General features: G+C 70.5%; 22 protein-coding genes. 12 read left to right on the top strand and 10 right to left on the bottom strand.

Annotated features, from left to right (window positions below; all coding sequences use genetic code 11):
• Nucleotides 1–233: 233 nt before the first annotated feature.
• The 4 genes from AB0O24_RS14130 to AB0O24_RS14115 form a co-directional block, all read right to left on the bottom strand.
• On the bottom strand, nucleotides 234–1220 hold the full coding sequence (locus AB0O24_RS14130; protein WP_363375784.1) for an ABC transporter substrate-binding protein: 987 nt from the start codon (nucleotides 1218–1220) through the stop codon (nucleotides 234–236).
• Nucleotides 1221–1287: 67 nt separating this feature from the next.
• Entirely contained in the window at nucleotides 1288–2373 is a 1086-nt protein-coding gene (locus AB0O24_RS14125) for an ABC transporter permease (protein WP_363375725.1), read from the bottom strand.
• On the bottom strand, nucleotides 2370–3146 hold the full coding sequence (locus AB0O24_RS14120; RefSeq protein ID WP_275800417.1) for an ATP-binding cassette domain-containing protein: 777 nt from the start codon (nucleotides 3144–3146) through the stop codon (nucleotides 2370–2372). Before AB0O24_RS14120 ends, AB0O24_RS14125 begins: the two co-directional genes overlap by 4 nt.
• Nucleotides 3143–3841, bottom strand: coding sequence for a nucleoside/nucleotide kinase family protein (locus AB0O24_RS14115; protein WP_275800414.1), 699 nt, complete (start codon nucleotides 3839–3841; stop codon nucleotides 3143–3145). Before AB0O24_RS14115 ends, AB0O24_RS14120 begins: the two co-directional genes overlap by 4 nt.
• 237 nt (nucleotides 3842–4078) lie before the next feature.
• Here AB0O24_RS14115 and AB0O24_RS14110 point away from each other — a divergent pair, with 237 nt between their 5' ends.
• The 3 genes from AB0O24_RS14110 to AB0O24_RS14100 all read left to right on the top strand — a co-directional run bounded on the left by AB0O24_RS14110 (nucleotide 4079) and on the right by AB0O24_RS14100 (nucleotide 6691).
• Nucleotides 4079–4807 (top strand): SDR family oxidoreductase, encoded by a 729-nt coding sequence (locus tag AB0O24_RS14110; RefSeq protein ID WP_275800412.1) that lies wholly within the window; start codon nucleotides 4079–4081, stop codon nucleotides 4805–4807.
• 324 nt (nucleotides 4808–5131) lie between these two features.
• Nucleotides 5132–5617: a glutathione peroxidase gene (locus tag AB0O24_RS14105; protein WP_058597352.1), complete on the top strand. Its 486-nt coding sequence runs from the start codon at nucleotides 5132–5134 to the stop codon at nucleotides 5615–5617.
• A 177-nt stretch (nucleotides 5618–5794) separates the two neighbouring features.
• Entirely contained in the window at nucleotides 5795–6691 is an 897-nt protein-coding gene (locus AB0O24_RS14100) for an alpha/beta hydrolase (RefSeq protein WP_363375721.1), read from the top strand.
• Between the two features lie 10 nt (nucleotides 6692–6701).
• On the opposite strand, the gene AB0O24_RS14095 is transcribed toward AB0O24_RS14100, so the two are convergent.
• Complete coding sequence (locus AB0O24_RS14095) at nucleotides 6702–7115, bottom strand: PIN domain-containing protein (protein ID WP_363375718.1); 414 nt, start codon at nucleotides 7113–7115, stop codon at nucleotides 6702–6704.
• Complete coding sequence (locus AB0O24_RS14090; protein ID WP_275798299.1) at nucleotides 7112–7318, bottom strand: type II toxin-antitoxin system VapB family antitoxin; 207 nt, start codon at nucleotides 7316–7318, stop codon at nucleotides 7112–7114. Before AB0O24_RS14090 ends, AB0O24_RS14095 begins: the two co-directional genes overlap by 4 nt.
• Nucleotides 7319–7466: 148 nt before the next feature.
• Here AB0O24_RS14090 and xylA point away from each other — a divergent pair, with 148 nt between their 5' ends.
• From xylA to AB0O24_RS14075, 3 genes are all read left to right on the top strand, one after another.
• On the top strand, nucleotides 7467–8654 hold the full coding sequence (gene xylA / locus AB0O24_RS14085; protein WP_307384934.1) for a xylose isomerase: 1188 nt from the start codon (nucleotides 7467–7469) through the stop codon (nucleotides 8652–8654).
• Nucleotides 8655–8800: 146 nt separating this feature from the next.
• Nucleotides 8801–10192 carry a xylulokinase gene (gene xylB / locus AB0O24_RS14080; RefSeq protein ID WP_363375715.1) on the top strand — a complete coding sequence of 464 codons (1392 nt, stop codon included), beginning with the start codon at nucleotides 8801–8803 and terminating at the stop codon, nucleotides 10190–10192.
• Nucleotides 10193–10245: 53 nt separating this feature from the next.
• A complete protein-coding gene (locus AB0O24_RS14075; RefSeq protein ID WP_307384936.1) occupies nucleotides 10246–10395 on the top strand; it encodes a hypothetical protein in 150 nt (49 codons plus the stop codon).
• Here the strand turns inward: AB0O24_RS14075 and AB0O24_RS14070 are convergent.
• Nucleotides 10371–11228: a hypothetical protein gene (locus tag AB0O24_RS14070; RefSeq protein ID WP_363375713.1), complete on the bottom strand. Its 858-nt coding sequence runs from the start codon at nucleotides 11226–11228 to the stop codon at nucleotides 10371–10373. The genes AB0O24_RS14075 and AB0O24_RS14070 overlap by 25 nt on opposite strands.
• Nucleotides 11229–11294: 66 nt before the next feature.
• Between AB0O24_RS14070 and AB0O24_RS14065 the strand changes: the two genes are divergently transcribed.
• The 4 genes from AB0O24_RS14065 (at nucleotide 11295) to araA (ending at nucleotide 16467) form a co-directional block, all read left to right on the top strand.
• Nucleotides 11295–12263, top strand: coding sequence for a LacI family DNA-binding transcriptional regulator (locus AB0O24_RS14065; protein ID WP_307384938.1), 969 nt, complete (start codon nucleotides 11295–11297; stop codon nucleotides 12261–12263).
• A gap of 375 nt (nucleotides 12264–12638) precedes the next feature.
• Nucleotides 12639–13355, top strand: a complete 717-nt coding sequence (locus AB0O24_RS14060) for an L-ribulose-5-phosphate 4-epimerase (protein WP_307384939.1) — start codon at nucleotides 12639–12641, stop codon at nucleotides 13353–13355.
• Nucleotides 13352–14935 carry an FGGY-family carbohydrate kinase gene (locus AB0O24_RS14055; RefSeq protein ID WP_275796333.1) on the top strand — a complete coding sequence of 528 codons (1584 nt, stop codon included), beginning with the start codon at nucleotides 13352–13354 and terminating at the stop codon, nucleotides 14933–14935. Before AB0O24_RS14060 ends, AB0O24_RS14055 begins: the two co-directional genes overlap by 4 nt.
• Nucleotides 14936–14955: 20 nt before the next feature.
• On the top strand, nucleotides 14956–16467 hold the full coding sequence (araA, locus tag AB0O24_RS14050) for an L-arabinose isomerase (protein WP_275796334.1): 1512 nt from the start codon (nucleotides 14956–14958) through the stop codon (nucleotides 16465–16467).
• Between the two features lie 268 nt (nucleotides 16468–16735).
• On the opposite strand, the gene AB0O24_RS14045 is transcribed toward araA, so the two are convergent.
• Nucleotides 16736–17380 carry a hypothetical protein gene (locus AB0O24_RS14045; RefSeq protein ID WP_275799799.1) on the bottom strand — a complete coding sequence of 215 codons (645 nt, stop codon included), beginning with the start codon at nucleotides 17378–17380 and terminating at the stop codon, nucleotides 16736–16738.
• Nucleotides 17381–17680: 300 nt separating this feature from the next.
• Nucleotides 17681–18973 (bottom strand): MFS transporter, encoded by a 1293-nt coding sequence (locus AB0O24_RS14040; RefSeq protein WP_363375708.1) that lies wholly within the window; start codon nucleotides 18971–18973, stop codon nucleotides 17681–17683.
• Between the two features lie 64 nt (nucleotides 18974–19037).
• Between AB0O24_RS14040 and AB0O24_RS14035 the strand changes: the two genes are divergently transcribed.
• Both AB0O24_RS14035 and AB0O24_RS14030 read left to right on the top strand, forming a co-directional pair.
• Nucleotides 19038–19625 (top strand): CGNR zinc finger domain-containing protein, encoded by a 588-nt coding sequence (locus AB0O24_RS14035; protein ID WP_275799802.1) that lies wholly within the window; start codon nucleotides 19038–19040, stop codon nucleotides 19623–19625.
• 111 nt (nucleotides 19626–19736) lie between these two features.
• Nucleotides 19737–20216, top strand: coding sequence for a hypothetical protein (locus tag AB0O24_RS14030; protein WP_275799804.1), 480 nt, complete (start codon nucleotides 19737–19739; stop codon nucleotides 20214–20216).
• A 407-nt stretch (nucleotides 20217–20623) separates the two neighbouring features.
• On the opposite strand, the gene dgt is transcribed toward AB0O24_RS14030, so the two are convergent.
• Nucleotides 20624–22147, bottom strand: coding sequence for a dGTP triphosphohydrolase (gene dgt / locus AB0O24_RS14025; protein ID WP_275799806.1), 1524 nt, complete (start codon nucleotides 22145–22147; stop codon nucleotides 20624–20626).
• Nucleotides 22148–22283: the final 136 nt, after the last annotated feature.

The raw sequence follows: 22283 nt of genomic DNA, 5'->3' as shown, positions 1-22283 counted from the left end.
CGAAGCCTCCGGGCGGTGGGTCCGGTCCCTTCGACAGGCTCAGGGACCTTCGTTGCGCGAGCCCGGTGGCTGAGCTTGTCGAAGCCTCCGGGCGGTGGGTCCGGTCCCTTCGACAGGCTCAGGGAGCTTGCGTTGCGGGAGTCCGGTGGCTGAGCTTGTCGAAGCCTCCGGGCGGGAGGGGTGGATGCCGGGACCCTCCGCGTGTGCGTCGGGGTCCCGGCATCCGGGGTTGATCAGCAGCTGGACTTGTAGACCGCGTCCTTGCCGTCGCCGTTGATGTTGTCCTTGGTGAGGATGGTGAATCCGGTCTGGATCTTCTCCTCGGTGGGTTCGCCCTTCAAGGCGGCGATGGCCTGCTTGACGCCGTCTTCGCCGATGGTGGCGGGCTCCTGGGCGACGAGGGCTTGGACGGTGCCGGCTTCGAGGGCCTTGACCTGGGCGGGACCGGCGTCGAACCCGACGATCGTCACGGCGCCCTGCTTGCCGGCCTGCTGGACACCGGTGGCGGAGCCCTCGGCGGCGAAGAGGTTGGCGGCGAAGATGCCGACGATGTCGGGGTCCTTCTGCAGGGCCGCCGTCACGATCTCCGCGGCGGTGGAGGGCTCGTTGTGCGAGTACTGCACCCCGACGGAGGAGAACTTGCTGTCCTTCTTGACGGCGTCTTCGAAGCCCTGCGCGCGGGCGTCGGTGGTGGACACACCCGGGTCGGTGGAGACGACGAGGACCTTCCCGCCGTTCGGGTTGGCCTTCTGGATCGCCTCGAACGCCGCGGCTCCGCCGCCTTCGTTGTCACTGGAGATCTGCGACACCGCACCCGAGGGGTCCTCCAGGGTCGTGTCGACCAACACCACCTTGATCCCGGCGGCTTCGGCCGCCGCGATGGGCGCCTGCATGGCGGACACGTCGGTCGGCGCGATCAGCAGCGCGTCGGGCTTGGACGCGACCACGGCGTCGACGATGGGCTTTTGCAGGGTGGGGTCGAACTTCTCCGGTCCCTGGGTGGTGACGGTGGCGCCTTCGGCCTTGGCTTCGGCTTCGATGCCGCACTGCATGGAGATGTAGAACTCATCCCCGGCGACGCCCTGCACGAACGCGATCTTGTAGCCGTCTGCGCCGGCCGAGGCTCCACCGGAGGAGGCTCCGCCCGAACAGCCCGCGAGGGTCAGAGTCGCTGCGATGCCGAAGACCGTCAGTGCGGTCGCCTTGCTGTTCCACTTCATTGTGATCACCGTTTCTTGGTTCGGGTTGTGGGGTGTTGTGTGGGTGGGGAAGGGATGCCGCCGCGGCTCAGCCGCGCCGACCTCCGCTGACGAACTTGCGCCAGAGGCTCTGGGTGTTGCCGCGCATGGCGGCCGAGCGGCGGACCTGGTCGACGTAGACCGCGGCGATCAGCACCGCGCCGACGGCGACCTGCTGCCAGAAGGGCTGGACACCGGTGATGACGAAGCCGTTCTGCAGCACCGCCGGGATGAAGAGGCCCACGACCGTGCCCATGATCGTGCCGACCCCGCCGAAGAGCGAGGTGCCGCCGATCACGACCGCGGCGATGACGTTGAGGTTGGTCTGTGACTGACCGGCGATCGCTGTCGTCGAGAACTGCGAGAGCGACAGGATGCCGCCGAGCCCGGCCAGGGCACCCGAGATCGTGTAGATCTTGATCAGCTGAGCGTCGACCTTGACACCGACGCGACGGGCAGCGATCTCGCTCGACCCGACGGCCAGCGTGTACAGGCCGAATCGGGTGAAGTGCAGCACGATCGCGCCGACCACGACGACGACGAGCGCGATGACGCTGATGATCGGGACGCTACCGAACACGTTGCCGTAGCCGATCGAGACGGTCAGCACCGTGGGCACGTCGCGGATATCGACGCCGCCGGTGAGAATCTGCGCCAGCCCCAGGGCCATGCCGAGCGAGCCCAGCGTGACGATGAGCGGCGGGATCTTCGCCTTCGCGATGAGGAAGCCGTTCAGCAGCCCCCAGCACACTCCGCTGAGGATCGCGACGAGGATGCCGACGATCGCGACGCCCCAGCCCTCGCCGCCCATCGCCCGCATGACGATCGCGGCGACGACGCCGGAGAACACGAGGACCGACCCCACCGACAGGTCGATGCCGGCGGTGATGATCACGTAGGTCATGCCGACCGCGAGGACGGCGAGGATCGAGGCGTTCTGGATGATCAGGCGGAAGTTGGTCCACTGCGCGAACGAGTCGGGCGCGATGATGCTGAAGACGATGATGATCGCTAGCAGTACCAGGAGGATCTGGAACGCCTGGGTGCGCAGGACCCGGCGGACCGGGTTGATTCTCTGGTTGTCGTCGAACGTGCCGATCGCGACGGTCTCGGTGGGGGGAGTCGTGGTGCTCACTTCTGGTCGTCCTTCGTGACGGCGCCGGTCATGAGCCCGACGAGTTCTTCCATGGAGGTGTCTTTCGCGTTGATGTTCGCGACGCGGGTGCCCAGGCGCAGGACCTGGATGCGGTCGGAGACGTCGATCACGTGCGGCATCGAGTGCGAGATGAAGACCACGGCGATGCCCTTGTCACGTACCCGGCGGATGGTCTCGAGCACGTTCTTCGTCTGACGCACGCCGAGCGCGGCGGTCGGCTCGTCGAGGAAGACCACGCGCGAGGCCCAGTGCACCGCGCGGGCGATCGCGATGGCCTGGCGCTGTCCGCCCGACATCTCGCCGACGGGGGAGGTCAGGCTGCGGACCGTGGCACCCAGCTCGTCGAACGCGGCGCGCGAGGCCTTGGCCATGTCCTTGGTCTTCATGAAGCCGAGAGCACCGGCCAGCCCGGGGCGACGGATCTCCCGACCCAGGTACATGTTCTGCACCGGGTCGAGGTGGGGGGCGAGGGCGAGGTCCTGGTAGACGGTCTCGATGCCGAGCGACGACGCGACCTGCGGGTTCGACATGTCGATCGGCTTGCCGTCGAAGAGGATCTCGCCCTCGTCGACCGCGAGGTTTCCCGACAGCGCTTTCACGAGCGTGGACTTGCCCGCGCCGTTGTCGCCGATGAGCGCGGTGACCTCGCCCGGGTAGACCTCGAAATCGACGTTGTTGAGGGCGCGGACGGATCCGAACTGGCGCGACAGGCCCCGCGCCTGCAGCACCGGGGTGGTCGTGGTGGTGCTCATGAGGAAGCTCCTTCGTGATGTCCGACGACCCGGCTGGGAGCGTCGGTGACGGTGATGACGAGATCGGCGCGGTGGCGGCCCCGCTCGACGATGAGGGCGTTGGCTTCGTCGACGTCGCGGACCCAGGCGACAGCCTCTTCCCGGGGGTGGCCGTGCGAGAGGCGGCGCGCCACGAGGCGGTCGCGGCGCGCGTCGGCGTCGACGTCGAGGAACCAGGCCTCGTCGAGACGGGATGCCACGGCATCCCACCCGAGAGCGTCGTGCAGCAGGTAGTTGCCCTCGGTGATGACCAGCGGGACGTCGGCCGGGACGAGGACCGCGGAGCCGATCGACTCCTCGAGGTCGCGGTCGAAGCGCGGGGCGTACACCGCGTGGCCGGCGCGGATGCGATCGAGCAGAGCGATGTAGCCCTCGACGTCGAATGTGTCGGGGGCGCCCTTCCGGTCCCGGCGGCCGAGCCGTACGAGCTCCTCGTTCGCGAGGTGGAAGCCGTCCATGCCGACGAGAACGGCGTCGGCGCCGAGAGCGGCGAGCAACGCGTCGCTGACGGTGGACTTGCCCGCGCCCGGGGTGCCCGTGAGCCCGAGAACGCGACGCTCGCCCGAGTCGACCAGCCGGCGCGCTCGGGTGACGAGATCGTCGAGGCGCAGGGTCGCGGCGGCGGGCGTCGCGGCAGTGGGCGGGGTGTGGGTCACGGCGGTGTGGTCCTTCCGGGCGACGCCGCACGTCGGAGCGCTGCGTCTGTGGAGCGTGTCCGGCGGGGATGGCCGCCGGTCGAACTCCGGTTACGGTAAGCCCGCCATGTCACCGGTGTCAACACCCGTGATCAATTCGTCATGACACCGAAGTCATCCGCGTGATTCTGTGGTTATCATGGGCCGCGACGACACCGCCGTCGTCCTTGCCTCCAGGACCCGCGAAAGAGCCCTCCCATGACCGAACTCACCGACCGCACCATCCTCGTCACCGGCGCCGGTGGCGGTATCGGCGGCGCGACCGTGCGCCACCTCGTCGCGGCGGGCGCCACCGTGCTCGCGGCCGGCCGCACGGCCGACAGCGTCGCCGCGATCGCCGCCGAGACCGGCGCCGAGCCCGTCGTGTTCGACCTCGAGTCCGAGGACGAGATCCGCACGGCCATCGAGGGCCGCGACATCTACGGCGTCGTGAACTGCGGTGGGTGGGGCGGCGAGATCGCCACCCCCATGGAGACCGACATCGATGTCTTCGACAAGGTCATGAGCATCAACGCGCGCGGTTCGCTGTTGGTGACCAAGTACGCGTCGCGCGAGATGATCCGCGTCGGCAAGGGCGGCGCGATCGTCAACGTCTCGAGCCAGGCCAGCCTCGTCGCCCTCACCGGGCACATCTCGTACGGCTCGTCGAAAGCCGCGCTCGACAACATCACGCGCGTCTCGGCCCTCGAACTGGGCGGCTACGGCATCCGCGTCAACAGCGTCAACCCGACCGTCGTCATGACGCCGATGTCGGCCTGGTACTGGGGGCGCCCCGACATCGAGGGCCCCTTCCTCGAGGCGATGCCGCTGCACAAGTGGGCGACCGAAGACGACATCGCCGCCCCGATCGTCTTCCTTCTCAGCGACGGCGCCGCCATGATCTCGGGCGTCTCGCTCCCCATCGACGGCGGCTACTCCAGCCGCTGAACGGATGCCACTCCGGCGGCGGCGCGGTGGGCGTCGCCGCCGGGGTGGTGGCATCCCGCGCCTGTCCGCGGGCGACGCGCCCCGGTTGTGGGCGACGCGCCCCGGTTGCGGGCGACGCGCCCCGGTTGCGGGCGTCGCGCCCCGGTCGTGGGTGTCGGTCAGGCGCGCTCCCGCCCCGCGCAGCACCCACCCCACCCGCATAAACGCGATCCGCGCACAGAAACGCGAGCACAGCGTGTTTCTGTGCGCCGATCGCGTTTATGGGCGGCGAAGTCGTGACCGCATTCCCACCCCGGGCAAAGCGGGCGGTGCCAGGATCGATGTATGGACCTCTCCGGCATCCCGATCACGACCATCCGCGGCGAGCAGACGACCTTCGGCGGTCTCACCGACGGCAAGGCGGCGCTCGTCGTCAACGTCGCTTCGCGGTGCGGTCTCGCGCCGCAGTACGAGGCGCTCGAGGCGCTGCACAAGAAGTACGCGGACCGCGGGTTCACGGTCATCGGCTTCCCGAGCAACCAGTTCCTGCAGGAGCTGAGCGACGAAGAGAAGATCGCGGAGTACTGCTCGGCGACGTGGGGTGTGACCTTCCCGATGTCGGAGAAGGTCAAGGTCAACGGGCGCCACGCGCACCCGCTCTACCAGGAGCTCACGCAGACCCCGGATGCCGAGGGCAAGAAGGGCCGCATCTCGTGGAACTTCGAGAAGTTCGTCGTCGCGCCCGACGGTCGCGTGACTCGTTTCAGCCCGCGCACGCTGCCGGACGCCCCCGAGGTCATCGCCGCGATCGAGGACGCGCTGCCGAACTGACGCGCTGCGCCACGCGCGCCCCCCGCGCCACCCGCGCCCGCCGCGTCGCGCTGCGCACCCGCGCTGCGCTGCGCCGCGCGACATCGGTGACTGTCCAAGACACGCCGTAACGGGGCGAAGCGTTGCGGCGTGTTCTGGACACTCAACGTGAATGCGCGGGTCGGTAATCTGAGCGCCATGACCGATGCCGTCGTCCTCGTCTCCGGCGGTGCCGCCGTCACCCCGTACACCGACACCGAGCACGCCGCGGCGTCGGGTCTGGCCGCGGGCAACACGATGACCGCGCTCCGCGCGCACTTCCTCGCCCGTGGCATCCGCGTCTTCACCGCGCCGGCGCGGATCGGGGCGGGGGAGGTGCGGGAGGATGCCGGGTGGCAGGGCTTCGCCGACGTGCCGGTCGTGCTGCCCGCCGAGGTGACGATCAACGCGGTCGGTCGCGTCGACGACGCGGGCGTGGCACTCGCCGGGTTCCTTCGTCATCTCGCCGCCACGGAGGGTGTGGGCAGCGTCGACCTCGTCGGGCACTCGATGGGCGGGCTGTTCTCGCGCGCCGCGATCCGCGAGCTCGCCAGCGACGGCCCGCGGGTCGAGCGTCTCGTCACGCTCGGCACCCCGTGGGACGGTTCGGTCCTCGGCGACCTGCTCGACGATGAGATCACCGAGGCCGACGCGCACGGTGACCCCGCGACGCTGCAGATCTTCGCCGAGGTGCGGCCCTACGCGGATGCCAACTCGCAGGGCGCCGCAGCGGAGGTCTCCCGCCGGTTCCTGCGCGGCTGGAACGACGCGCAGGCGGGGGTGCTCGACGGCATCCCGGTGACCGCGATCGGCGCGGGGTACTTCTCGGCGGCGACCGAGCCGGTGCAGCTCTGGCCGCACGACGGACTCGTCTCGCTCACGAGCGGTCGGGCCGACGAGGTGCCGGCCGCGGTGCTCCCCGAGGTCGAGCGGCATTCGTTCCCCGATCACGTGCACAGCATCTTCCTCGCCGAGGGCTTCGGTCTGCCGTGGGAGCGTGCGCTGACGTGGGATCCGGCGGTGTTCGCGGTCGTGGACGCGGCGCTCGGGCGCTGAGGCGGGCGCGTCAGAGTGTCGGAGCGACGAATTCGTGCGCGAGGTCGCTCACGGCGGCGATGTGGTCGAAGTCGTGGTCGGCGCTGAGAATGGTCGCGTCGTTGGCGATCGCGTACGCGGCGATCAGGATGTCCACCGCACCCGCAACGCGCACGAGTCCGGCGTTCCAGAGAGCGGATTGGATGCCGACGGCGAGTGACTCGTCGGGAGCGCGCTCCAGGGGAAAACCCAGCGATATCTGCTCGAGGTAGTGCGCATGCTCCTCGGGCGAACGGGCGCTGTGGCAGAACTCCAGCACCTGGGGTGGGCACGTGACGAAGAGGTCCGACGGGGACCGCGCGATCCTGTCGAGCCGCGTTCGAATGGCGGGGTCGCCCGAAGCCAAGCGTGCCCAGACCGAGTTGTCGACCAGGTAGTCCGTCACGGGGTCGGAGTGGTGACGGGGGAATCCAGTTCGGCTTCGAGGTCGGTGAGCCCGGCGATTCCGGCGATCATCGCGTCTTTCTGCTTCGACGCGATGAGCCGACGCAGGGCGAGGTCGAGCACCGCGCGGTTGGACGGCTCGCCGGTTACGAGACGCGCGCGTTCGAGAAGTCGTGGATCGAGATCGACGCTGGTGACTGCCATGGGTGGCTCCTCTCGATATATAAGTCAGTATATGCCGAGGTGGGCCTTCGGGGCTGGACGCCGTGGCATCCGGGGTATATGTTGTGAGCACCAACAAACCCGCCGTGCGTCACCGCGCACTCGTGCGTCTCCATGCGAAGGAGCAGGAATGCCCACCCCCACCCGCGATGACAAGTTCTCGTTCGGACTCTGGACGATCGGCTACAACGGTGCCGACCCGTTCGGTGGCCCGACTCGCCCGGCACTCGACGTCGTGCACGCGGTCGAGAAGCTGTCCGAGCTCGGCGCCTACGGACTGACGTTCCACGACGACGACCTGTTCGCCTTCGGATCCACGGATGCCGAGCGCCAGACGCAGATCGATCGCCTGAAGGGCGCTCTCGCCGACACCGGCGTGATCGTGCCGATGGTGACGACCAACCTCTTCTCGGCCCCCGTCTTCAAGGACGGCGGCTTCACGTCGAACGATCGCCAGGTGCGCCGCTTCGCGCTCCGCAAGGTGCTGCGCAACCTCGACCTCGCCGCCGAGCTCGGCGCCAAGACGTTCGTCATGTGGGGCGGCCGCGAGGGCGCCGAGTACGACTCCGCGAAGGACATCCGCCAGGCGCTCGAGCGCTACCGCGAGGCCGTGAACCTGCTCGGCGACTACGTCACCGACAAGGGCTACGACATCCGCTTCGCGATCGAGCCCAAGCCGAACGAGCCGCGCGGAGACATCCTGCTGCCGACCCTCGGCCACGCGCTGGCGTTCATCGACTCGCTCGAGCGCCCCGAGCTCGTGGGCCTCAACCCCGAGGTCGGCCACGAGCAGATGGCGGGCCTGAACTTCGCCGCCGGCATTGCCCAGGCGCTCTACCACGGCAAGCTCTACCACATCGACCTCAACGGTCAGCGCGGCATCAAGTACGACCAGGACCTCGTCTTCGGTCACGGCGACCTGCACAACGCCTTCGCTCTCGTCGACCTGCTCGAGAACGGCGGCCCCGGCGGCGTTCCCGCGTACGACGGCCCGCGCCACTTCGACTACAAGCCCTCGCGTACCGAGGACGAGACGGGCGTCTGGGACTCGGTCTCGGCCAACATGAACACCTACCTGCTGCTGAAGGAGCGCGCCGCGGCCTTCCGCGCCGACCCCGAGGTGCAGGAGGCCCTCGAGGCCGCCAAGGTGCTCGAGCTCGCGCAGCCGACGCTCAATGAGGGCGAGTCGTACGACGATCTGCTGGCCGACCGCTCGGCGTACGAGGACTTCGACACCGACGTGTACCTCGGCGGCAAGGGCTTCGGCTTCGTCCGCCTGCAGCAGCTCGCCACCGAGCACCTGCTCGGCGCGCGCTGATCCGCGTGGGGCCCGGATGCCACGGCATCCGGGCCCTTCTTTCCGTCGAGTGTCCAAGACACGCCGCATCGCCCCCGCGTGAAACGGCGTGTCTTGGACACTGAACGGGATGCCGCACCGGTGCGGCGCGAACAGAGGGAGTGAGCATGGCGCTCGTCATGGGAGTCGATTCGTCGACGCAGTCGTGCAAGGTCGTCGTCGTCGACGCCGAGACCGGGCGCGTGGTGCGCGAGGGGCGTGCGTCGCATCCTGCGGGGACGTCGGTCGATCCCGAGGCGTGGTGGGTCGCGTTGCAGGATGCCATCGGCCAGGCCGGCGGCCTCGACGACGTCGCGGCGGTCTCGATCGCGGGTCAGCAGCACGGCATGGTCGTGCTCGACGCGGGCGGCGCGGTCATCCGCGACGCGCTGCTGTGGAACGACACCCGCTCGGCGCAGGCGGCGCGTGACCTCATCGACGAGGTCGGTGCGGCCGAGTACGCCGAACGCACCGGCGCGGTGCCGGTCGCCTCGTTCACCGGGACGAAGCTGCGCTGGCTGCGTGACGCCGAGCCCGAGAACGCCGCGCGCGTGGCCGCGGTCGCGCTGCCGCACGACTGGCTGACGTGGCGTCTGCGCGGCTTCGGCCCCGGCAACGCCGTGCTCGAGGAGCTCGTCACCGACCGTTCCGATGCCTCGGGCACCGCGTACTGGGGAGCGGACGGCTACGACCTCGACCTCTTCACCCGCGCGCTGGGCCACGAGGCGGTGCTGCCGCGCGTGCTCGGGCCGTGGGAGAGCGCGGGCGCGCTCGACGGTGGCGCTCTCGTCGGCCCCGGGGCCGGCGACAACGCCGGTGCGGCCCTCGGGCTCGGCGCCGGGGTGGGCGACGTCGTCGTGTCGCTCGGCACCTCGGGAACGGTCTTCGCGGTCGCCGACGCCCCGACCCGTGACACCACCGGCACGGTGGCCGGGTTCGCCGACGCGACGGGCAAGTTCCTCCCGCTCGTTGCGACGCTCAACGCTGCGCGCGTTCTCGACGCGTTCGCGGGCCTGCTGGGCGTCTCGCACGACGAACTCGGCGCCCTCGCTCTCGAGGCCGAGCCCGGCGCCGGTGGCGTCGTGCTCGTGCCGTGGTTCGAGGGGGAGCGCACCCCCAACCTGCCCCACGCGCAAGCGTCGCTGACGGGTCTGACCCTGGCATCCACGAACCGGTCGAACTTCGCCCGCGCGGCGATCGAGGGCATGCTCAGCGGCCTCGCCGTGGGGCTCGAGGCGATCCAGGCGCAGGGCGTCGAGGTCCGTCGCGTGCTGCTCATCGGCGGTGCCGCCGCCAACGAGGGCGTCGCGCGGATCGCGGCGCAGGTGTTCGACGCCGAGATCGTCGTGCCCGCGGCCGGTGAGTACGTCGCGCTCGGCGCGGCACGGCAGGCGGCGGGGGTTCTCGCCGGCGGCCCGGTCGACTGGACCGTGGCGACAACCCGCGCGGTCGACGCCGATCACCGGCCCGAGATCCGCGAGCGTTACGACGTGGTGGCGGCACTGCGCGCGCAGGAGTGATCCGTCGCGTCAACGGGCTGGTCGCGTCGCGCCTCGATCCGTAGCGTCGCGCCATGCCGTTGATCCGTCTGGACGCCCCGACCTTCCACCGTGAGATCGAGGTCGATGTTGCCGCCGACCTCGTCGAGGCCGAGGGGATGACCTGGGCGCGCGAAGGGGAGATCGAGGGTGTGCCGCGTTACGTCCCGGCCGCCGCGGGCTGACTCGTCGGCGTTCGGATCTCGGCATCAAGCGGCTGCACCCTCGCGTACGACGGTTGCCGTGCCGCCCGCACCCACGCGGGCCACCGCGCGCCCGGGATCGGGCGTCGCACGGCGTCGAACCGCAGGCCGTGGTCGTCCTGGTCGGGGTCGAGGCGCAGGACGAGTCGAGCGAACGGATGCCATGGGCCCGCCGGCGTGGCGTGCCCGAGCGTGAGGACCCACGGCGTGTCGTCCGCCCCGTCGAGCTCACGCGGATCCGTCGCGGGCGGTCGCCCCGACGCGGTGCGGGCCACGAGCAGGACGGCGCCGCGCGTGCCGCGGAACGGCAGGAGCGATCCCAGGCGCGCACGCTCGGCACGGCGGTGGGGCAGCAGCAGGAAGCGCGCGGGGACGTTCCACCCGGCGGACGCGAGTTCGACATCAGCGACGGGCGAGGCCGGGCCCGTCTTGTCGTTCATCGGCGAGGCAGCGCCCGGTTGCCGTCCGGGGGCTTCCCCGCGCAGAGTCCCCGCCGTCCCCCGATCCCACTCCGCGAGATCCACCCGCACCGCGAGCCCGATGATGTCGGGCAGCGGCGCGGGCAGCCCGAGCGACCGCGACACCCGCGCGATGGCCGGCACCGGCCCCGGCGGCGCGTGGTCGATGAAGGTGACGCCGGCGGACTCGGCATCCGGAATCCAGCGCATCTCACCGCGGAGCACGACTCCGCGGCTGTGGATGGGGCGCGGCGGGCGGAGCCGTTGCAGCAGGCTGAAGCCGTTCGCGAGCAGCGCCCCGAGCGTGCGCGCGACGGGGGAGTGGTGCAACGGCGGGATGCCGGTCGGCTCGGTCATGCTCCCAGGGCACAACGAAGACCCGCGGACGACCGAGGGGGTTGCGCGCCGCTACTGTGAGGGACCATGAGCGGCGACGGCGGAGGCAAGCGCATCGGGATGCGCGAGGTCGCCGAGGCAGCCGGGGTCTCGCCGCAGACCGTCTCTCGCGTGTTGAACGACTATCCGGGCATTCGAGATGCCACGCGCGAGCGCGTGCTCACCGCCGTCGCGGCGCTGGATTACCGCGTGAACAACGCCGCGCGGGCGCTCGGCACGAGTCTCACCCGGACCGTCGGCGTCGTGGCATCCGATGCCGTTCTGCATGGACCGTCGGCCGGTATCGCCGCTCTCGAGCGGGCGGCGCGGGCGCGGGGCCGGTGGATCTCGACCGCGTACACCGACTCGGACGACCCCGCCGACATCGACGCCGCCGTGCGCCACCTGCTCGACCAGGGGGTCGACGGGATCGTGCTCGTCGCGGCTCACGGAGCAACTCCTCTCGAGGGGTACGACGTGCCGCTCGTGCCGTTGTACGGCGAGTCGGGGATTCGCCAGCGCGACGCGGCCGCCCTCGTCGTGGATCATCTCGCGGACCTCGGACATCGCCGCATCGTCGAGGTCGCCGGCCCGCCGGACTGGCGCGAAGCCCTGGCGCGCACGGCGGGTGTCGCCGATGCCTTGGCCCGGCGCGGGCTCGCGCGGGAGGGGCGCGTCGAGGGGGACTGGAGTGCCGGCTCCGGTGCGGCCGTCGCCGACGCGGTGGCCGCGCACGTGCGCCGCGGTGCCACCGCGGTGGCGGTCGCCAACGACCAGATGGCACTCGGGCTCATGGCGGGGCTCGCCGCCCGTGGGATCACGGTTCCGGCCGACGTCTCGGTCGCCGGCTTCGACGACAACCCGGATGCCGCCTTCTACACGCCCGCGCTCACCACGGTGCGCCTCGACGTCGAGGGCGAGGCGGCGGAGGCGGTGGCGCGGGTGTTGGGCGACGAGCCGACGGCTCCCGCGCAGCCGGTGCTGGTGCCGCGCGCGTCGACCGCCGCGCCGCGCTGACGCCCCGCGAGGGTGCCGCGTCGGCGGCGGCCCCGCGCTGCTGCCCCGCGGCTGCCGCCGGGTCGGCGGCGGGCACAAGTCCGGCGATCCGGCTCAGCCGTCGGGGAGGTGGCATCCCGGGGTCTGTTCTGCAGGAGTTGTGCGGGTGTGCGCGGCACCCCGGGTCGGCGCATCCCGTGCGAAACTCCGGAGATTCGGCACCGTTCGCCGACGTGCCCCGCGGAAAGCCGCACGTCCGTCGGCCCGCCCGCTCGAAATCTCCGGAGCCCGGCACGCGCGCGACCGCGGGCAGTGGCATCCGCCTCTCGCCATCCCGCGATGTTACCGGTAACATGACTCGGGAACCCGCCACCGAGAGAGTCGAAGGAGACCCGCGTGTCCGCTGCCGCCCCGTTCGCCCCCGAGGTGCAGGAGGCGATCGACGCCGTCCGCGCCGACGTCGCGAAGCTGCACGCCGAGCTCGTGCGCTACAACCTCATCGTCTGGACCGGCGGCAACGTCTCGGGTCGCGTGCCCGGCGCCGACCTGTTCGTCATCAAGCCTTCGGGCGTCTCGTACGACGACCTGGCGCCCGAGAACATGATCCTCTGCGACCTCGACGGCAATGCGATCCCCGGCACCCCGGGCTCCGAGCGCAGTCCCTCCAGCGACACCGCCGCGCACGCGTACGTGTACCGCAACATGGCCGAGGTCGGCGGGGTCGTGCACACGCACTCGACCTACGGTGTCGCCTGGGCGGCCCGGGGCGAGGAGATCCCCTGCGTCATCACGGCCATGGCCGACGAGTTCGGCGGCCCCATCCCCGTCGGCCCGTTCGCGATCATCGGCGACGACTCGATCGGCCGCGGCATCGTCGAGACCCTGCGCGGCCACCGCTCGCGCGGCGTGATCATGCAGAACCACGGCCCGTTCACGATCGGGGCGACGGCGAAGGATGCCGTGAAGGCCGCCGTCATGCTAGAAGACGTCGCCCGCACCGTGCACATCGCGCGCGAGGCTGGCCCCCTCATCCCGATCCCCCAGGACAAGATCGACGCCCTCTACAACCGCTACCAGAACGTCTACGGACAGAGCACGGACGACCGCCGATGAACGCCGAACTCACCGCCCTCATCGAGCAGGGCCGCGCCTCGCTGGGCATCGAGCTCGGCTCGACCCGCATCAAGGCGTGCCTCATCGGCCCCGACGCCGAGGTGCTCGCGACCGGTTCCCACGAGTGGGAAAACGTCTACGCCGACAAGCTCTGGACCTACTCTCTGGATGCCGTGTGGTCGGGCCTCCGGGCTGCCTACGCCGAGCTGGTGCAGAACGTGCAGCAGCGGTACGGCGTCATTCCCGAGCGCTACGCGGCGATGGGGGTCTCGGCGATGATGCACGGCTACCTCGCGTTCGACGCCGACGGCGAGATGCTCGCGCCCTTCCGAACGTGGCGCAACACGAACACCGGTGTCGCAGCCAGCGAGCTCACCGAGCTGCTGGGTGTGAACATCCCGCTCCGGTGGTCGATCGCGCACCTGCACCAGGCGGTCGTCGATGCCGAACCGCACGTGCCCGAGATCCGCTTCCTCACCACGCTCGCCGGGTACGTCCACTGGAAGCTCACGGGCGAGAAGGTGCTCGGTGTGGGGGATGCCTCGGGCATGTTCCCGATCGACTCCGCCACGCGTGACTACGACGCCGAGCTGGTCGCCCGCTACGACGCACTCGCCGCCGGTCGCGTCCCGGCGCTGAACGATCTGCTGCCGCGCGTGCTCGTGGCGGGAACGGCGGCGGGGAACCTCACCGACGACGGGGCACAGCTCCTCGACCCGACCGGAACCCTGCGCCCTGGCATCCCGTTCGCTCCTCCCGAGGGAGATGCCGGCACCGGCATGGTCGCCACAGGCGCCGTCGCTCCCCGCACGGGCAACGTCAGCGCCGGCACGAGCATCTTCGCGATGGTCGTGCTGGAGCGCCCGCTCGACGAGGTGCACCACGAACTTGACCTCGTCACGACTCCTTCGGGCGACGCGGTCGCGATGGTGCACTGCAACAACGGCGCGAGCGAGCTGGCCGCGTGGGCGAACATGTTCACCGCCTTCTCAGCCGCGGCCGGCGTGCCGCAGACCCCGGATGCCACCTACGCGGTGCTCTTCTCCGCCGCGCTCGAGGGTGAGCCCGACGCCGGTGGGCTGCTGGCCTACAACCACCTCGCCGGAGAGCCCATCGCGGGTCTCGACGAAGGACGCCCCCTCGTCGTCCGCACGCCTGACAGCCGCCTGACCCTGCCGAACTTCATGCGCGCGCAGCTGTACGGCGTCTTCGGGACGCTCGCGCTCGGCATGGCGGTGCTGCACGCCGAGGGCGTTGGCCTCGACAAGATGTATGCCCACGGCGGCATGTTCCGCACCGCGGGGGTCGCGCAGCGCTTCCTCGCGGCGGCGCTCGACGCTCCCGTCGCGGTCGCCGAGACGGCGTCCGAGGGCGGCGCGTGGGGCATGGCCGTGCTCGCGGCCTACGTCGCCGACGGCGCGGGCCGCGACCTCGATACCTACCTGGCCGAGGTGGTCTTCGCCGACGCACCCATCACCACCGCCGACCCCGACCCGACGGACGTCGCCGGATTCTCGGCCTACCTCGACCGTTACCGCGCGGGCCTCGCCGTCGAGGCCGCCGCCGCGGCATCCCTCTGAACACTCGAAAAGGAACAGCAATGACCCGCACGAAGCTCAAGAACGACCTCGACGGCTACGAGGTCTGGTTCGTCACCGGCAGCCAGAACCTCTACGGCGAAGAGACCCTGAAGCAGGTCGCCGAGCAGTCGCAGGCCGTCGTCGAGGGGCTGAACGGCCTCCCGGTGAAGGTCGTCTGGAAGCCCGTGCTGAAGGACTCCGACAGCATCCGCCGCATGGCGCTCGAGATCAACGGCCGCGATGACGTCATCGGCGTGATCGCGTGGATGCACACCTTCAGCCCTGCGAAGATGTGGATCTCCGGCCTCGACGCCCTGCAGAAGCCGCTCCTCCACCTGCACACGCAGGCGAACGTCGAGCTGCCGTGGAACGACATCGACTTCGACTTCATGAACCTCAACCAGGCCGCCCACGGCGACCGCGAGTTCGGGTACATCCAGACGCGCCTCGGCGTTTCGCGGAAGACCGTCGTCGGCCACGTGTCGAACCCGGCCGTGCGCCAGCGGATCGAGGACTGGGAGCGCGCCGCCGCCGGCTGGACCGCCGCCCGCACCCTCAAGCTCGCGCGTTTCGGCGACAACATGCGCTTCGTCGCGGTCACCGAGGGCGACAAGACCGAGGCCGAGCTGCGCTTCGGCGTGCAGGTCAACACGTGGGGCGTCAACGAGCTCGTCGAGGCCGTCGAGAAGGCATCGGATGCCGACATCGACGCGCTCGTGCAGGAGTACGTCGACAGCTACGACGTCGTGGACGAGCTGCTCCCCGGCGGCGCACGCCACCAGTCGCTGCGCGACGGCGCCGCGATCGAGCTGGGCCTGCGCTCTTTCCTCGAGGAGGGCGGCTTCGGCGCCTTCACGACGTCGTTCGAAGACCTCGGCGCGCTGAAGCAGCTGCCCGGTCTCGCGGTGCAGCGCCTCATGGCCGAGGGCTACGGCTTCGGCGCCGAGGGTGACTGGAAGACGGCGATCCTCGTGCGCGTCGCGAACGTCATGGGCGCCGGCCTCCCCGGCGGCGCGTCGCTCATGGAGGACTACACGTACGACCTCGTCCCCGGCTCCGAGCGCATCCTCGGCGCCCACATGCTCGAGGTCTCGCCCTCGCTCACCACGAAGAAGCCGCGCCTCGAGATCCACGAGCTCGGCATCGGCGGCAAGGACGACCCGGTGCGCCTGGTCTTCACCGCCGACCCCGGCCCCGCGCTCGTGGTCGCGATGAGCGACATGCGCGATCGCTTCCGCCTCGTGGCGAACGTCGTCGAGAACGTCGACGCCCCCGACCTGCCGAAGCTCCCCGTCGGGCGCGCCGTGTGGAAGCCCGCCCCCGACTTCGCGACCTCGGCCGGCTGCTGGCTCGCCGCGGGAGCCGCGCACCACACCGTCATGACGACGGCCGTGGGTATCGAGGTGTTCCGCGACTTCGCTGAGATCGCCAAGACCGAGCTCGTCGTCATCGACGAGGACACGACGGTCCGCGGTTTCCAGAGCGAGCTGCGCTGGAACCAGGCGTACTACCGCCTGGCCCAGGGCTTGTAAGACCCCGCCGTCCCCGGTTCCTTCGATGATCCGGGGGCGGTGCGGCACTCGCGCGTCTCGCTCTCTCGGGGCGCGTGCCGCGCACCGGCTCGGCAGGTGTGCGGATCGTGCCCCGGAACCGCCGCAGCGGTGGGCTGCGGCGGTTCCGGGGCATTTCTCGTGTGCTCGCCGAGATGTCGCGCGCGCGGCGAGGCGAGTCCCCTGCGGCTGCGTGCTCGGCCAACACCTCTCGGGACGCGGACGCCACGGCATCCGGAATCGCGGGTGATCAGTGCGGGGTGAACGAGGCCAGCGCCGCCCGGTAGGCCCGCGACTCTTCGCGGACCTCCGTCGTGACCAACAGGGCACGCGAGCCGAGCGTGCGCACGTACGGGCCGCGGCAGGCGAGGACGACGATGCGCTCGAGCCCGCGTCGCCAGGCGGGGACGAGGGCGTCGAGGTCGCGGCGCTCCGGCTGCTCCTCGAGGGGTCGAGGACGGGTGGACCGCGCTGCCTCGAAGGAGTGATCCTGCCATTGTCGGTACGAGGCGTCGTCGAACACGGCGTCGCCGAACTCATCGCGCCACGAGGGACCCATGACCTGCGAGAGCAGCGACCCGCGTTCGTCGGCGGGGAGGTCACGGCCCATCAGCCGTTCCATCGCCGCGTGATCCGTCGGCCGCCCCGCGTGCTCGATGACGTCTCTCCAGAGAACCGGCCAGACGGCCGCCCATCGCGAACGCTCCGCCGCGGTCAGCTCTCGGCCGGCTGGCGCGGGCGTGTCGGTCAGGCGCGGCGGAACGTCGCCCTCGACCTCGAGGCCATACGCCTCGCGTACCCAGAGCATCTCGTCGGCCGCGTGCGGACGGTCTTCGACGGAGATCACCATGTCGCGGGGCCACGGGTCACCGGGAACGGGGTGCGTCGACCACATCCCCTCATGGTGACAAGGGATGCGGCGCGACGGAACCCCCAGGACGGTTCGCGCAGCGTCACCTTGTGGGGTTTGGGGCGTGTTCTTCCGCTTGGGGCGCGAAACTCCCGCCCCGATCGGACGAAACGCGCCCCGAACCGGGTTACAGCCCACGAGCCAGCGTCAGTCGCGTCGAGCGACGATCGATTCGCGCCCACCGGACCGACAGTCATACCGCGGCAGAGAAGTGCTGGCAGTGTTCACGACCTCTTCATCGGCGGCAATGACGGGTCCGTGCGCCTGGTCCTTCCCGCGAGGTGCTCAGCTCTCGCGCGTGAGCACCACCTCTTCCCTCGTGATGTCGTTCGGATTGCCGATGCGGCGCAGCGGCGACGCGATCACCCAGACAACGGTCAGCACGACTCCCGCGCAGCCGATCGCGATGCCGAGCCGCGTTCCCACGAGATCGCCCAGAACACCTCCGATGCCCGCGCCGATGGCGACGACCCCGTACGAGATCCAGCGCATCGTCGCGTTCACGCGGCCGAGCAGGTGGTCGGGCGTGCGCAGCTGCCGCAGGGTGAGCGCCACGACGCTCGACAGGGATGTGCCCGCGCCGTTCACGGCGAAGACACCGATCAGGGCTGCGACGACGAGGGTGCGACCCCAGTCCGCCTCGATGACAGGCAGGGCGGCGAGCACGATCGACTCCGCGCCAGCGCAGGCGACGAGGACGGGACCAGCCCCGAACCGTCGCACACTGCGAGGAGCGAGGGCGGCGCCCATCACGGCGCCGATCGCGCCCAGACTGAACACCAATCCGAGGTGGCCCGCGGTGAGTCCCCACTCCCGCACCGCACGCACGAGGAGCAGCACCATGACCCACTGCGCGAACAGGTTGTAGATCGCCGAGAAGCCGACGAGGGCGACCAAGTATGGATCGCGACGAACGAAACGCAGCCCCTCGCGCAGCTGTGTCATCGCGCTCACCGCCGACGGATCGGGGCGCTCTTCGAGCGACCGGATGCCGAGCAGTGCGACGGCCGAGACGATGAACGTCCCCGCCTGAACGAGCAGGGCGCCCGCCGTGGTGAAGGTCTGGATGAGCCATCCTCCGACACCCGGGCCCGCGACCTCGGCGACGGAGAACGTCGCTTGGAGTCGGCTGTTCGCGCTTTCGAGGTGCTCACGCCCCACGACGCTCGGGAGGAAGGACTGGTACGCGACCTCGAACGCGACGGTGAATGCCCCGAGAAGCGCGACGAGGGTGACCAGCGCCGCGAGAGTGAGCGCACCCGCCATCGCGGCGACCACCACTGCGATCGTCAGAGAAGCGCGACAGACGTCGGACACGATGAGGATGGGACGCCGGGTGCGGCGGTCGGCGAGCACGCCGAGGGGGAGAGCGAGCAGCAGGAACGGGAGCCACCGGGCGACACCGAGCAGCCCGGCCTCGGTCGCCGAGGCGTGCAGCGTCACGACGGCGAGGAGGGGCAGAGCGAGTTCCCCGATCTGTCCCCCGACCGCCGATGCTCCGTGTGCGAGCCAGAATCTCGCGAAAGCCGGTCCGAGGCGGATCCGCGGGTTTCTTCTAATACGTGATCGGGAGGACATGCGTTAGATCATGTCCAGAGATTGGCTAATGGTGCAAGGGCCCATCACGCATTAGCCTGAGGGTATGAGCCAGACCCGCGCGGCGACGTATCCGCAGATCGGTGGGCACGCCGCCCTCGATCTGGTTGACACCGTGCACTGGCGGCTGGACCCCGCCCGGTGGATCGATACGGTGCCCACCTTCGACGCGGTCCTTGCCTGGGGAACGCAGGTCGGCGTCTTCGGTGACGCTCGCTCCGCCGCTCTCGCGGCGACGCGCGACCCCGCGCAGGCGGAGCGCGAGCACGCGGCGGTGATCGCGCTGCGCGAGGCGATCTACGCCGCCGTGTTCGAGGGGTCGGGGAGCGCCGCCGCGCTCATCGCGCGAGAATACGTCGACGCCGTGCAGAGATCGTCGTGGGAGCGCTCGACCGACGCAGGACCCTGGTCTTGGCGAACCCCCGATGACATCACCGGCCCCCGGGCAGCCGTCGCCTTCCTCGCGCACGACCTTCTCGCCTCCGACCTCAGCGCGGCCCGACAGTGCGGTGACGACGCCTGCGGATGGGTCTATCTCGACACCTCCCCGCGCGGCAATCGTGTGTGGTGCACCGCCGCCGGCTGCGGAAATCGCAATCGCGTCGCGCGCCATCACGCGCGAACCAAGCGATGACGGCGCACCTCGCGTGCTTCGCTCTCTCTTGACGCGCGCCCATGATTCGATGGGTCCTGGCCTCTCCGCAACGTCTGGACCGTGACACCACGATTGACCCATCGGAGAACCATGAACCACCCCGACGGTGCCTACGCGAAACCTCTCTTCGTCGTTCAGCGATACCCCTCGCAGCACCTGGTTGCCCGGGGGATCGGCATCCTCTTCATGGCCGGGGCGGTCGTGCTGGCCGCGTCCGAGGTCATCGAGCGGGATCCTCTCGCGTACATCGGCGTGACCGTGTGGCTGACCACCCTGGGCGGCCTCGGCGCGATCATCTTCTTCTACGCCCTGTCGCTGGGCCGGGCCCGGATCCTCGTCTTCGACGACCACCTCGTCGTCCGCTCGGGCCGCCGCCGGGCGCGCATCGTGCCGGCGTCCGAGATCGCCGAACTCGCGGCGCTGATGTCGGGGCGGGTCCGCGGGAAGGACGCGGACGGCCGGACGCTGTTCGAGACGATGCGCGTGTACCAGGGGTTCCCCGAATTCGCCTCCTGGCTACAGGAGAAGACACCGCGGCAGTGGGCCGAGATGGAGAGCGCAGGCGGCTGAGCGACGCGAGGGGGCGCGTCCCGTTCTCCGCGCGGCGTGATCCTGAGGGTGCGGCCCACAGGACACGGAAGGCCTTATTTCTCGGGGCAGGGATGCCGAGAACAACGCTGGCAAAAGCTCAGGGCCGACCGACGGGATTCTGACGTCCGGCATCCGGTCCGTGCTCGATGTGGAATCGCCGCAGCTGTCGGACCGCGCCGATCACTCGAACCACGCCGTACACCGTCAGGGTCACGAACGTGATCGCCGTACCCCACAGCCACCACGGTGCGTCGGCCCCCTCGGCGGCGAGCGTTCCAATGCCGCCGAGGCGAGGACCACGGCGCCGACCAGGGTCCAGATCGCGGCGGTGCGGGCGCGGTCGAGCCGCATCCGCTGCTGGATGAGCGACACCGACTGTTCCCCCGTCACAGCCGCTGCCCCAGAGCCCACAATCGGTCCGCCCGCCCCGAGATCGCCTCGGACAGCGCGAACGCCTGCGAATCGGTGAGGGATGCCACGTAGTCGACGATCCCGCGAGAGCGCGCGAGCGTTTCGGCTTCGGCATCCGAGGGCCGACGTTCAGCGGGCAGGGCCGCGTACTGCTCACGGGCCAGCGCGATGAGCTCGCGGAGGCGCCGCGGGGTGCGGGCGCGGTCGAGATCGTCGTCGAGCCACTCGCCGAGGGCGCGCACCGACCGGGCGAGGATGCGGCTCATGCCGCGCTGCTGGATCGCCAGGTCGGGGCGGCTGAGCACGAAGCGTTTGTGCACGAACTTCAGCACCTCGACGTGGTGCCAGGCCCACGGCGACAGCACCACGGGTCCGGCCCGCGGCGTGTCGAGCGGCCGCAGCCGTGCCGACTCCTGGAACCGCCGGATCCAGCGGTCGGTGAAGGCGGCGAGCCGACGCTCGGCCGTCAACGAGCCGTCGAAGGGGCGGGCGAGCAGGTCGGTGACCATCTCGGCATCCACGTCGCTGACGGCGGCGAGGAAGGCCTCGTCGTCGGCGATCCACGGGTCGTCGCGGCGCATCTTCCGGCGCAGGCGCTCCAGTCCCGCGCCCGGCGCGAGCTCGGCGCGCACCTCCGCGTCGTCGCGCGAGCGCCACTCGAGCACGTCGTCGAGCCAGCCGCGGAACTCCGCCGCGATCGGCGCGTGATCGAGGATCCCCGCGCGGTAGAAGTCGTCGACGTCGTGCACCGAGTACGCGATGTCGTCGGCGAGGTCCATCACGGCACCCTCGATGCTCTGGCGGAGAGGCTCGGCATCCACCCCCTGGCGGGCCTCGGCGAGGTCGTCGAGGTCGAGGTCGTACGCCGAGTACTTGTGCACGCGATACGCGCCGTCGGAAGAGCGACGGATGCCACGGGGAGGGCCGATCCGCTCGACATCGGCCGCTTCGACCGACGGCGCCCACGGGTACTTCGCCGAGGCGGCGCGCACGGCCGCGGTGAGATTGAGCCCGCGGGGCGCGTTCTCGACCACGTCGAGGGCGGTGAGGATGCGGTAGGTCTGCGCGTTGCCCTCGAACCCGTCGGGGAGGCCCAGCTCCTCGCGCGCGAGGCGGTCGAGCGTGGACTCGCCGAGGTGGCCGAAGGGCGGGTGGCCGAGGTCGTGCGCGTACGCGGCGGCCTCGACGACGGTGGCGTTACAGACGTCGCCTTCGCCCGCTTGGCGCGCACGAGTATTGAGCTGCAGCGCGACGACCCGCGCGATCGCGCTCACCTTGAGCGTGTGCGTGAGGCGGTTGTGCACGGGAGCGGCGCCGATCGAGGGCGACACCACCTGGGTCACGGCCGACAGACGCGAGAAGTACGGCGAGAACTGGATCCGCTCGAGGTCGATCGACCACGGGTCGGCGCGGGCGTCGTCGTGGTCGCGGTGGATCCGTGACGCGGGGTTGCCGACGACGGTCTCGGGTCGGGCGGTGGTGTCGTCGTGCAGCGTCATCGGGTCCTTCCGCGGCGTCAGCGTGTTCCATCAACGCTAACGCGGTTGCGAGCTCACGCGCGGAAGTCGACGAGGCGACTCGCGTCCATCGAGCTCCGGGGAGGCTGTGGACAGCGGATCGTGTTTGCCGTGCCGC

The organism is Microbacterium sp. NPDC086615 (genome assembly GCF_040686055.1).
In the GTDB taxonomy this organism is placed as follows: Bacteria; Actinomycetota; Actinomycetes; order Actinomycetales; family Microbacteriaceae; genus Microbacterium.
Note: the sequence above shows the minus strand (reverse complement) of the source record. Positions and strands in the feature narration are given on the sequence as shown.

Excerpts from the sequence above, each read along its gene's own strand:
- AB0O24_RS14130 (WP_363375784.1), bottom strand. The coding sequence starts at position 1,220 with ATGAAGTGGAACAGCAAGGCGACCGCACTGACGGTCTTCGGCATCGCA.
- AB0O24_RS14120 (WP_275800417.1), bottom strand. The coding sequence starts at position 3,146 with ATGAGCACCACCACGACCACCCCGGTGCTGCAGGCGCGGGGCCTGTCG.
- AB0O24_RS14110 (WP_275800412.1), top strand. The coding sequence starts at position 4,079 with ATGACCGAACTCACCGACCGCACCATCCTCGTCACCGGCGCCGGTGGC.
- AB0O24_RS14105 (WP_058597352.1), top strand. The coding sequence starts at position 5,132 with ATGGACCTCTCCGGCATCCCGATCACGACCATCCGCGGCGAGCAGACG.
- AB0O24_RS14100 (WP_363375721.1), top strand. The coding sequence starts at position 5,795 with ATGACCGATGCCGTCGTCCTCGTCTCCGGCGGTGCCGCCGTCACCCCG.
- AB0O24_RS14090 (WP_275798299.1), bottom strand. The coding sequence starts at position 7,318 with ATGGCAGTCACCAGCGTCGATCTCGATCCACGACTTCTCGAACGCGCG.
- xylA (WP_307384934.1), top strand. The coding sequence starts at position 7,467 with ATGCCCACCCCCACCCGCGATGACAAGTTCTCGTTCGGACTCTGGACG.
- xylB (WP_363375715.1), top strand. The coding sequence starts at position 8,801 with ATGGCGCTCGTCATGGGAGTCGATTCGTCGACGCAGTCGTGCAAGGTC.
- AB0O24_RS14075 (WP_307384936.1), top strand. The coding sequence starts at position 10,246 with ATGCCGTTGATCCGTCTGGACGCCCCGACCTTCCACCGTGAGATCGAG.
- AB0O24_RS14070 (WP_363375713.1), bottom strand. The coding sequence starts at position 11,228 with ATGACCGAGCCGACCGGCATCCCGCCGTTGCACCACTCCCCCGTCGCG.
- AB0O24_RS14065 (WP_307384938.1), top strand. The coding sequence starts at position 11,295 with ATGAGCGGCGACGGCGGAGGCAAGCGCATCGGGATGCGCGAGGTCGCC.
- AB0O24_RS14055 (WP_275796333.1), top strand. The coding sequence starts at position 13,352 with ATGAACGCCGAACTCACCGCCCTCATCGAGCAGGGCCGCGCCTCGCTG.
- araA (WP_275796334.1), top strand. The coding sequence starts at position 14,956 with ATGACCCGCACGAAGCTCAAGAACGACCTCGACGGCTACGAGGTCTGG.
- AB0O24_RS14045 (WP_275799799.1), bottom strand. The coding sequence starts at position 17,380 with ATGTGGTCGACGCACCCCGTTCCCGGTGACCCGTGGCCCCGCGACATG.
- AB0O24_RS14040 (WP_363375708.1), bottom strand. The coding sequence starts at position 18,973 with ATGTCCTCCCGATCACGTATTAGAAGAAACCCGCGGATCCGCCTCGGA.
- AB0O24_RS14035 (WP_275799802.1), top strand. The coding sequence starts at position 19,038 with ATGAGCCAGACCCGCGCGGCGACGTATCCGCAGATCGGTGGGCACGCC.
- AB0O24_RS14030 (WP_275799804.1), top strand. The coding sequence starts at position 19,737 with ATGAACCACCCCGACGGTGCCTACGCGAAACCTCTCTTCGTCGTTCAG.
- dgt (WP_275799806.1), bottom strand. The coding sequence starts at position 22,147 with ATGACGCTGCACGACGACACCACCGCCCGACCCGAGACCGTCGTCGGC.